Source organism: Cellulomonas sp. PS-H5 (assembly GCF_019265565.1).
Taxonomy (GTDB): Bacteria; Actinomycetota; Actinomycetes; order Actinomycetales; family Cellulomonadaceae; genus Cellulomonas.
In genome coordinates this window covers 1-7028 of sequence record NZ_JAHVCI010000100.1, presented here as the reverse complement: position 1 = coordinate 7028, position 7028 = coordinate 1, and the positions used below count along the sequence as shown (strand labels likewise).

Here is a 7028-nt window from a genome sequence, read left to right as displayed (position 1 = left end):
GGCGGCCCGCCGCACCGTCGGGGAGCGCCGCGGGGCCGTCGGCGGTGCCGCGGCCGGGCGCCGGGCGGGCGACCGCGGGACCCGCGACGAGGGCGGCCGGCGCGCCGGGGGCTGAGGCGGATCCTCGAGTCCCCGGCGCGCCGGTCGTCGTCGTCAGGCCGGCGCGCCCACCCGGGCGAGCATGGCCAGCACGACCGCCGCGGAGCGGTCGGCCGCGTCGTCCACGTGCGTGAGGAAGTCGTCCGCGCCGGCCGGGCCGCACAGGTCCGAGATCCCGCGCACGGCGAGGAAGGGCACGCCGTAGACGTGCGCCACCTGGGCGAGCGCGGTGGTCTCCATGTCGGTCGACAGGCCGCCGGGGAACTGCTCGCGCACCGGGCCGACCAGGGTCGCGTCCACGAACGCGTCGCTCGACAGCATGAGGCCCGCGCGCACCGTGAGGTCGCCGGCGTCTGCTCCCAGGGCGGCACCGCGCAGCGCCTGGTCGCCGTGGTACGTCGCCGGCATGCCCGGCACCTGGCCGAGCGCGTAGCCGAAGGCCCGGGCGTCCGCGTTCGTGTACACGTGCTCCGAGCCGACGACGACGTCGCCGACGTGCACGCCCGCCTGGACGCCGCCCGCGCTGCCCGCGCTGATCAGCGCCGCCGGCGCCGCGCCGCCGCGGGCGGCCGCGACCAGCACCAGCGCCGCGGACGCGGCCGAGGCGGCGTTCGCCAGGCCGATCCCCGAGCGCACCAGCAGCACGTCCCGGCCGGCGACGGTGAGGACGTGGTGCTCGGCGCCGCCGACCGTGGCCGGCTCGCCGACGGCGTCGGCGCGCTCCAGGAACGGCGCCGCCTCGTCCGGCATCGCGACCGAGACGACGACGTCGACGCCCGCGAGGGCGCTCGCCGCCGTCACGCGGTCACCTGGCTCCACTCGGCGCGGTGCGCGAGGAACTCCCGCGCCGCGCCCTGCGCGCCCTCCAGGGTGTGGTTGGCGCCCCAGCCGCACTGCACCTCGTTCGCGGCGGGCACCTCGCCGGCGGTGGTGATGTCCTGGAGCGTGTCGGCGACCAGGGCCTGGACGTCGTCCTCGGCCCACTCGCCCTGCAGGATCAGGTAGAACCCGGTCTGGCAGCCCATCGGGGAGAAGTCGATCACCCGGTCGCTGTGGTTGCGCGAGTGCTCGGCGAACAGGTGCTCCAGCGAGTGCACGACCGGCATCTCCAGGTGGGCCTTGTTCGGCTGCGCGAACCGGATGTCGTACTTGCTGATCACGTCGCCCGCCGGGAGCACCTTCGTGTCGGCCAGCCGGATGTACGGCGCGGCCACCGTCCGGTGGTCGAGGTTGAACGACTCGACGTTCATGCGGGGCTGGTTCACGGGACTCCCTCGGGGTGCAGCGGTCGGACGGGAACATTGTGCAGCGGTCACGGGGCGCGCGGTATTCCGGGCGCGGTGGCTGGACGCAGGTGTCGGGGTCAGGCCGGGCGGACCGCGCGCCGGGGCCGCGGCCGGGTGCGCGGCGACCGCGACCGGTCCGTGAGCTCGAGCAGCCGCACGACCCGCCCGCGGTGCGGCGCCCAGGGCGCGAGCACGTCGAGCACCTCCTCCTGCTCGACCCGCCGACCCGCGATCGCCGTGCCCACGAGCCGGGGCAGGTGCAGGTCCCCGACCGACACGGCGTCCGCGTCGCCGAGCGCGCGCCGGGTGGTCTCCGCGACCGTCCACACGCCGATCCCGGGGACGGTGGCGAGCCGCCGCCGGACCTCCGCGGCGGCGCCGGGCGCGTCCGGGGCGACGTCCAGCACCTCCTGCAGCCGGCGGGCCACCGCGGCGGCGCGCAGGATCGTCGAGGACCGCTGGTCGTCCACCCCGGCCCGCCGCCAGTCCCAGACCGGCACCCGGCGCCAGCCGAGGGCGTCCGGCGGCACCCGCATGCCCGCGGGCGCCGGCCCGGGCGGGACCTCGCCGTGCCGGAGCAGCAGCCAGCGCCAGGCGTGGTGCGCGTCGACCGTGACGACGCGCTGCTCCAGCACCGCGGGCACCAGGGCGCCCAGCACGTCGCCCGTGCGGGGGATCCGCAGGCCGCGCAGCCGGTGGTGCGCCGCGGCGAGCGCGAGGTGGCCGACGGGGTCGAACGTGCGCGGGTCGTCCCGGGCGCCGAGCAGGTCCGGCAGGCCGGCGAGCGCGCGGGCCGCGCCGGGTCCCCAGGCGGCCGCGGCGACCCCGCCCGGCCCGGGGCGCAGGTGCAGCGTGGCGGGGCCGTCGGCGGTGCGCAGCGCGTGCCAGACCGTGCCGTCGCGCTCGACCCGGAGCGCGGGGTCGAGGCCGCCGCGGCGGACCAGCATCAGCGTGAGCCGGACGTCGAGCGGGCCGTCCGGGACGTACCCGCGGGTCTCGGGGCCGCCGGGGTGCTGCACCCCTCCAGCATGCCGGACGGCGCCGACACGGGCCTCGTGGGCCCGGTCGGCGCCGTCGCGGGTGCGGCAGGTCAGCGCTTGAGGAAGTCGAGCAGGACCTCGGTCACCTCGGCGGCGTGCGTCCAGAGCATGCCGTGCGGCGCGCCCTCGATCTCGACGTACTCGGCCTGCGGCAGTGCCGCGTGGAACGGTCGGCCGGTGGCGTCGATCGGCAGGATCCGGTCCGCGGTGCCGTGCACGATCAGCGTCGGCACGTCGACCTTCGGCAGGTCGCCGCGGAAGTCGGTCAGCCAGGCCGGCACGACCGCGCTGGACGCGAACCAGGACGAGCCGGCGGCGACGTCCCAGGAGTGCCGGAGCGCCTCCTCCGACAGCCGCGACCCCAGGTTCTCGTCGGTGTTGTAGAAGTCGGCGTAGAAGTTGGTGAAGTAGGCGTACCGGTCGGCGGTCACGGCCTCGACGATCCCGTCGAACACCTCGCCCGGGACGCCCGTCGGGTTGTCGTCGGTCTGCAGCAGGAACGGCTCGAGCGACGCCAGGAACACGGCCTTCGCGACCCGCTCCGAGCCGTAGGTGCCCAGGTAGCGGCCGACCTCGCCGGTGCCCATCGAGAACCCGACGAGGACCGCGTCGCGCAGGTCCAGGGTGTCGAGCACCGTCTTCAGGTCGGCGGCGAACGTGTCGTAGTCGTAGCCCGTGGTGGGCTGGCTCGACTGCCCGAACCCGCGGCGGTCGTAGGTGATGACGCGGTACCCGGCGTCGAGCAGGGCGGCCGACTGCTTCTCCCACGAGTGGCCGTCGAGCGGGTAGCCGTGGATGAGGACGACGGGCTGCCCCGTCCCGTGGTCCTCGTAGTACAGGTCGATCGACGTGGTGTTCTCGGTGCCCACGGTGATGTACGGCATGGTCAGCCCTCTCCTGCGATCGGAGAACGGTCGTTCTCCGCGATGTCGCCTACACTAGAGAACGAGCGTTTTCCGCGCAACCCCCCCGAGGAGCGGCCATGAACCAGGTGCAGGAGGCGGCCCGTCCGGCGCCGTCCGCCGACGAGCTGCGCGAGCGGGTGCTCGCCGCCGCGGACCGGCTCTACTACCGGCGCGGCATCCAGGCCGTCGGCATGGACGAGCTGCGCGCCGAGGCCGGCGTCCCGATGAAGCGGCTCTACGCGCTGTTCGGCGGGAAGGACGCGATCGTCGCCGAGGTGCTGCGCCGCCGCGGCGCGCAGTGGGAGCGCGGCGTGCAGGCCGCCGTCGACGCGGCGCCGGGCCCGCGCGAGCGGCTGCTCGCCGTCTACGACCACCTGGCCGCGTGGTTCGGCGAGACCGACTTCCACGGCTGCATCTTCATCAACTCGTTCGGCGAGCTCGGCGGGTGCTCGCCCGAGGTCGCCGAGATCGTCCGCGCGCACAAGGCGGGGTTCCAGGAGTACGTCGCGGGCCTCGTCGCCGACGCCGGCGGGGGGCCTGCGCTCGCGGCGCAGCTCGCGATCCTCGCGGAGGGCGCGCAGACCACCGCGGCGATCGCCGGGACGCCCGAGGCGGCAGTGCAGGCGCGGGCGGCGGCGGCGACGCTGATCGACGCGGCGGGGCTGCGGGGCTGACGCCGGGGCTGGTATGACCGGTTATACTCGGGGTCATGAAGACCGCGATCTCCGTACCGGATCCTGACTTCGAGCGGTTCGAGCGCGTCGCGGCGCGGCACGGGATGAACCGCTCCGAGTTCTACCGCCTCGCGGGACGCCGCCTCGCGGACGAGCTCGAGGGGACGAGCGAGCTCACCGCCCTCGCCAACGCGGCCATCGCGCGCGCCGGGCAGCCGGCCGGCGACGGCGCGTTCCTCCGCGCGTCGGAGCGGGCGGTGCTGGAGGGGACCGAGTGGTGATCGCCCGCTCCGACGTGGTGTGGGTCGACTTCGGTCAGCCGAGGGGGAGAGAGCCGGGCAAGGTCCGTCCCGCCGTGGTCGTGCAGGACGACTGGCTGCTCGCGACCGAGATCGGGACGGTGCTGGTGGTGCCCCTCACGTCGAACCTGGCACTGGAGGTGTTCCCGGGCAACGTGCTGGTCCCCGGCGCCGCGAGCGGCCTCGACCGGGACAGCGTCGCGGTCGTCTCGCAGGTCGGCCCGGTGTCGCGCGAGTTCCTCGAGCCGTTCCCGACCGGCCACCTCCCGGCCTACCTGGCGAACGCGGTGGCAGCCGGCATCCGCCTCGTCACCGGCATCTGAGCGGGTCAGGCCGCGCGGTCGCCCTGCACCCGCGCGAGGAACTCGGTGACCGTCCGCAGGTACTCCGCCCGCGGGCCGTCGGCGGACAGCGCGAGGTCGTGGATGCCGCCCGGGATCGTCACGAGCGTGACGTCGTCGCCGAGCCGGGGCGCGCGCGCCCAGATCTGCTGCACGTCGAGCACCGTGTCCTGGGCGTCGAGCAGCGGGTTCGACCGGGAGTTCGGCCCGGACTCCGCCGCGGTGGCGACCAGGACGGGGGCGTCGATCCGCAGCCCGCGCGCCAGCCGAGCCTGGCCCCGGCGCACCGCGCGCAGCCAGCCCGCCCGCACCGGGAACCCCTCGGCGGGCTTGAGCGACCGGTCGTAGTCCCACCGCCCGCCGTGGTCGGAGTGCAGGTGCCACGAGTAGGCGGACGGCCCGTCGGCGAGCACGCGCATCCGGTCGACCGGTCCCAGGCTGTCCAGGACCCACGTCGACACCACGCGGTGGAACCACCGGGAGTTCAGGTCGAACCACGGGCTGTTCAGCACCAGCGCGTCGACCGCCGCGCGGCCGCCGGGGCTGTCCGCCCACAGCGCGGCCGTGAGCCCGCCGGTCGAGTGGCCGTGCACCGTCAGCCGGTCGTGGCCGAGCTCGTCGCGCAGCAGCCGGGCGGCCAGGCCGAGGTCGGCGCGGTACTCGGCGAGGTCGTCGACGTAGTGCGGCACCTGGCCCTCGCGCCACGACCGGCCGCACCGGCGCAGGTCGAGGGCGTAGAACGTGTGGCCCGCCGCGGCGAACGCGTCGGCGAGGTGGGTCTGGAAGAAGTAGTCGTTGAACCCGTGCACGTGCAGCACGGCGCTGCCCCCGGGGGTCGAGCCGGGCTCCGGGGTCCGGCGCACGACTGTCGCGACCAGGTCGGGGTCCGTCCCCGACAGCGGGAGGGTGCGCTGCTCCCAGCCCGGTCCGAGGAGGTCGGGGTGCCAGCCGGTCACGCGGGGCGCCCGTCGGTCGACGCGCGCGCCCCGGGACGGGCCGCGGCCAGGTGCAGCGGCAGGAGCGCGGCCAGGCCGATCGCGATCACGAGCACGATGCCCAGGATGCCCCACCGCTGCGAGCCCGCGACGGCCACGGCGGTCGAGAACGCGAACGGCGCGAGGAAGCTCGCCGCGCGACCGGTGGTCGCGTACAGCCCGAAGATCTGGCTCTCCCGCCCCGGCGGCGCGATCCGGGTCAGCAGGGAGCGGCTCGCCGACTGCGCCGGGCCGACGAACACGCACAGCAGCAGCCCGCACACCCAGAAGGCGGAGGCGCCGGCGCCGGCGAGCGCGAACGTGGCGACGCCGGCCACCACCAGGCCGACCAGCGAGACGACGATGAGCACCCGGGGCCCGACGCGGTCGTCCAGGGCGCCGGCCGCGAGCGTCGAGATCCCGGCGACCACGTTGGCGGCGATCGCGAACACCACGACCTCGCTCGCGGAGAACCCGAACGTGCCGGACGCGATCACGGCGCCGAAGGTGAACACACCCGCGAGCCCGTCGCGGTACACGGCGCTCGCGAGCAGGAACCACACGGTGCTGCGGGACGTCCGCCACAGGTCGCGGACGTCGGCGACGATCCGGCGGTAGGCCTCGAGGACGCCGGGCCGGCGGCCCGCCGCGGCGGCCTCCGCGGGGTCGTCCGGCACCGCGACGAGCACCGGGATCGCGAACGCGCCGAACCACAGCGCCGACACCAGCACCGCGACGCGGATGTTCACGCCGTCCTCGCCCGTCACCCCGAACCAGCCGACCTCCGGGTTGATGAACCCGACGAACAGCACGAGCAGCAGCACGATGCCGCCGAGGTAGCCGGCGCCCCAGCCGAGGCCGCTGACCCGGCCGAGGGTCGCGGGCGTCGCGACCCGGGGGAGCAGGGCGTTGTAGTGCACGCTCGCCAGCTCGAACGTGAGGTTCGCGGTCGCGAGCAGCGCGATGCCGAGCAGCAGGTTCGCGGTGAGCGAGTCCGGGTCGGGCCGGACCAGCGCCATGGCGGCGCAGAGCGCCACCGTGACCGCGGTCTGCACCGCCAGGTTCCGCCGCCGGCGCCCCGAGCCGTCCGCGCGGGTGCCGGTCAGCGGCGCCAGCAGCGCGATGAGCACCCCGGCGGCCGTCAGGCCCCAGCCGAGCCAGGTCGAGTGCCGGGCCAGCGCGGCGTCGAGGGCGTCGCCGCCCTCCGCGACCACGGCGGGGTCGACGAACGCGTCGCTGGTCAGCCAGCGCGTGAACACGAACGTCGTGATGACGGCGTTGAAGGCCGCGGAGCCCCAGTCCCACAGGGACCAGGCGACGATGCGGCCGCGCGCGCCGGGCGCGCCGGGCGCGGGGCTCGGCGGGGCGGCGGCGGGGCCGGGCGTCGCGGGGCCGGCGGGCGTCGGGGGC

At 76.0% G+C, this 7028-nt stretch carries 9 protein-coding genes; 3 read left to right on the top strand and 6 right to left on the bottom strand.

Annotated elements, in window-relative coordinates; all coding sequences use genetic code 11:
* Nucleotides 1–153: 153 nt before the first annotated feature.
* The 4 genes from mtnN to J5O08_RS20035 form a co-directional block, all read right to left on the bottom strand.
* On the bottom strand, nt 154–900 hold the full coding sequence (mtnN, locus tag J5O08_RS20050; RefSeq protein ID WP_308281747.1) for a 5'-methylthioadenosine/S-adenosylhomocysteine nucleosidase: 747 nt from the start codon (nt 898–900) through the stop codon (nt 154–156).
* A complete protein-coding gene (locus tag J5O08_RS20045) occupies nt 897–1349 on the bottom strand; it encodes an S-ribosylhomocysteine lyase (protein ID WP_147796879.1) in 453 nt (150 codons plus the stop codon). Before J5O08_RS20045 ends, mtnN begins: the two co-directional genes overlap by 4 nt.
* A gap of 113 nt (nt 1350–1462) precedes the next feature.
* On the bottom strand, nt 1463–2404 hold the full coding sequence (locus J5O08_RS20040) for a DNA-3-methyladenine glycosylase (protein ID WP_218708672.1): 942 nt from the start codon (nt 2402–2404) through the stop codon (nt 1463–1465).
* A 71-nt stretch (nt 2405–2475) separates the two neighbouring features.
* Complete coding sequence (locus J5O08_RS20035) at nt 2476–3309, bottom strand: alpha/beta fold hydrolase (RefSeq protein WP_218708671.1); 834 nt, start codon at nt 3307–3309, stop codon at nt 2476–2478.
* A gap of 98 nt (nt 3310–3407) precedes the next feature.
* On the opposite strand from J5O08_RS20035, the gene J5O08_RS20030 reads away from it, so the two are divergent.
* The 3 genes from J5O08_RS20030 to J5O08_RS20020 are packed head-to-tail and all read left to right on the top strand — an operon-like array spanning nt 3408 to nt 4626.
* Entirely contained in the window at nt 3408–4004 is a 597-nt protein-coding gene (locus J5O08_RS20030; RefSeq protein ID WP_217615621.1) for a TetR/AcrR family transcriptional regulator, read from the top strand.
* A gap of 35 nt (nt 4005–4039) precedes the next feature.
* Nucleotides 4040–4285: a CopG family transcriptional regulator gene (locus J5O08_RS20025; protein WP_147793943.1), complete on the top strand. Its 246-nt coding sequence runs from the start codon at nt 4040–4042 to the stop codon at nt 4283–4285.
* The gene (locus J5O08_RS20020) at nt 4282–4626 is read left to right on the top strand and encodes a type II toxin-antitoxin system PemK/MazF family toxin (protein WP_218708670.1); all 345 of its coding nucleotides are present in this window, start codon (nt 4282–4284) and stop codon (nt 4624–4626) included. Before J5O08_RS20025 ends, J5O08_RS20020 begins: the two co-directional genes overlap by 4 nt.
* A 5-nt stretch (nt 4627–4631) precedes the next feature.
* Here the strand turns inward: J5O08_RS20020 and J5O08_RS20015 are convergent, their stop codons facing one another.
* Nucleotides 4632–5600 carry an alpha/beta hydrolase gene (locus J5O08_RS20015; RefSeq protein WP_218708669.1) on the bottom strand — a complete coding sequence of 323 codons (969 nt, stop codon included), beginning with the start codon at nt 5598–5600 and terminating at the stop codon, nt 4632–4634.
* A partial coding sequence (locus tag J5O08_RS20010) for an MFS transporter (protein ID WP_255590280.1) occupies nt 5597–7028 on the bottom strand: 1432 nt, incomplete at its 5' end. The genes J5O08_RS20010 and J5O08_RS20015, both read right to left, overlap by 4 nt.

What these genes read in the sequence shown, in the direction of transcription:
- J5O08_RS20030 (WP_217615621.1), top strand. Translation starts at nt 3,408, where the DNA reads ATGAACCAGGTGCAGGAGGCGGCCCGTCCGGCGCCGTCCGCCGACGAG.
- J5O08_RS20035 (WP_218708671.1), bottom strand. Translation starts at nt 3,309, where the DNA reads ATGCCGTACATCACCGTGGGCACCGAGAACACCACGTCGATCGACCTG.
- J5O08_RS20045 (WP_147796879.1), bottom strand. Translation starts at nt 1,349, where the DNA reads ATGAACGTCGAGTCGTTCAACCTCGACCACCGGACGGTGGCCGCGCCG.
- J5O08_RS20025 (WP_147793943.1), top strand. Translation starts at nt 4,040, where the DNA reads ATGAAGACCGCGATCTCCGTACCGGATCCTGACTTCGAGCGGTTCGAG.